This window comes from Shewanella sp. Iso12 (assembly GCF_012030025.1).
Taxonomy (GTDB): domain Bacteria; phylum Pseudomonadota; class Gammaproteobacteria; order Enterobacterales; family Shewanellaceae; genus Shewanella; species Shewanella algae.
In genome coordinates, this window is the sequence record NZ_JAAUHW010000028.1 from 1 (window position 1) to 2,212 (window position 2,212).

Here is a 2,212-nt window from a genome sequence, read left to right on the forward strand (position 1 = left end):
ATTACCTGTGTGAACACTGCGCCTGCGTAATCGAAAACAAATGCCTCACGGCCATGCAGGAACACCCTGATGCCAAGTGGATTTGCGAAAAAACAGGCATCTGGACTAGAGATTTTCTGGCGTTCTTCGACAGCGAAGGCCGCGAGATAGCCACCCCTGAAAACATAGCTATCTACATTTGGTCGGCCTACAACCCCCTTTCAAGTTGGCGAAAGTTGGTGACCGACTTCTACAAGGCCAAGGACGACAAAGAAAAGCTGCAAACATTCGTCAATACCAAGCTAGGCCAACCCTGGGATGATGACACCGGCGAAAAGCTGGAATGGGAAGATCTTCTTCGCCGCCGGGAAATGTATCCGGATGGCAAGATGCCGCAGCGTGTCGTTTATCTCACAGCAGGTGTTGATACTCAAGACAATCGCTATGAAGGCAGAATTTGGGGCTGGGGAGCCAACAAAGAAAAGTGGTTGATTGATCGATTCATTCTTCACGGCCGTCCTGATGACAATGAACTACTGGGCAGGGTTGAAGATAGGTTAAATAGAACTTATACCCGTGCCGATGGAATCATTCTGAACATCGGGATTATTTGTTGGGATACCGGTGGTCACTACCACGATACAGTTGTCTCAATGTCAAAGCGTATGGGTATCCAAAGGGTTATCCCTATCTTTGGTGCAAAAACCTATGGCAAGCCTATTGCCAATTTCCCTCGCAAGCGAAATCGCAAAGGAGTTTACCTAACTGAAATTGGTACCGATGGTGCCAAAGAACAGCTGATGTCTCACTTGTTAATCCAGCCTGATCCATCTGTTCCGAAGGCAAATGCCATCCACCTACCAATGGATGACAGTATCTGCGATGAAACCGAGCTGCAGCAACTGACATCAGAACGCAAGATCCCTCAGCGTAGGGACGGCAAGATAGTTTATCGCTGGGACAACGGGAATCGCCGTAATGAAGCGCTGGACTGCTTTGTGTATGCCCTGGCCGCGCTCTATATCGCCATTGAGCGTTTCGGCATAGATCTCGAAAAGCTAAGCCTGCAGGCCGTAAGTCAGGAAAGTGAACCTGAGCCTGAGCATACCCAACCAAAACCCAAACCCCAAAAAACAAAATCCAGCGAGAGCAATGGCTGGCTGAAAACGTCCGGCGGAGGCTGGCTGTGAACAAAGAGCAAATCGAGAAAATGATTGCCGTTTATCTGCAGGCTGAAATTGATGTGTTGGATGGCAAGTCCACCACTATCAACGGCAAGCAGATGGCAATGGAAGATCTGGAGTCCATTCGCAAAGGACGTCAGGAATGGGAACGGCGGTTGGTATCCATAGGGCGCCAACGTGGTGGTGCCAGCCTGGCCACTTTCAATTAAATCAACACAAACCCGAGGGCATTCATGAGTTGGCTCAATGACATCATTGTCACAGTCTCGCCCGCGTGGGCGCTAAAACGTGCTGTTTCCACACTGCAATACCAGAATATCAGGGCGTATGAAGCCGCTAGCCCAAGCCGCACTCATAAGGGCAAGCGTGAAGGCCGAGGTGCAAACCAGGCTGTATTCGCCGCCGGCAAAAACTTGCGAGAGCAAGCACGCTGGCTGGATGAAAACCACGATCTCAGTATCGGCATTCTCGACCGGCTGGAAGAGAGGGTGGTCGGCGCCAATGGCATTGTGGTGGAGCCGCAGCCAAAAGACATGGCGGGCAATATACTCGGTGACTTTGCCGAAGAACTGGCGCGTCGCTTTGCTGCCTGGAGTCTTAAGCCTGATGTAACAGGGCGCTACACCCGTCCAGAGCTTGAGCGTTTGGTGCTTCGCACTGCGCTGCGTGATGGTGAATGTTTCGGCCAGCATGTGGTTGGCAAAATCCCTAGTCTTATCCACCCCAATCCACAGGGCACCCCTTACTCTATCGAAGCGCTTGAGCCTGACTTTGTTCCCTATGAGCTCAACGATACGGCAAAGAAGATCCGCCAAGGGCTAACCGTGAACGACTGGGGCCAGGTCACTGCATATAACGTACTCAAGCAGCACCCCGCTGATGTAATGGGGTTCAAGCACGTTACCAAACAGATCCCTGCCAAGGCCATGATGCACTTGGCCCAGCTCAAGCGCCTGCATCAGTTGCGCGGTGTGAGTGTATTTCACGGCATTTTCACCCGTCTGGCTGATATCAAGGACTATGAGGAAAGTGAGCGGGTGGCGGCGCGG

At 51.8% G+C, this 2,212-nt stretch carries 3 protein-coding genes; all 3 read left to right on the top strand.

All coding sequences use genetic code 11. From position 1 onward, the window contains the following. Positions 1-1,169 (top strand): terminase gpA endonuclease subunit (locus HCX89_RS22550; protein ID WP_174840221.1); only part of this gene is annotated, 1,169 nt, incomplete at its 5' end. Next, a complete protein-coding gene (locus tag HCX89_RS22555; RefSeq protein WP_167717517.1) occupies positions 1,166-1,372 on the top strand; it encodes a hypothetical protein in 207 nt (68 codons plus the stop codon). The genes HCX89_RS22550 and HCX89_RS22555, both read left to right, overlap by 4 nt. 24 nt (positions 1,373-1,396) lie before the next feature. Then, on the top strand, positions 1,397-2,212 hold an 816-nt coding region (locus HCX89_RS22560; protein ID WP_167717518.1), incomplete at its 3' end, for a phage portal protein.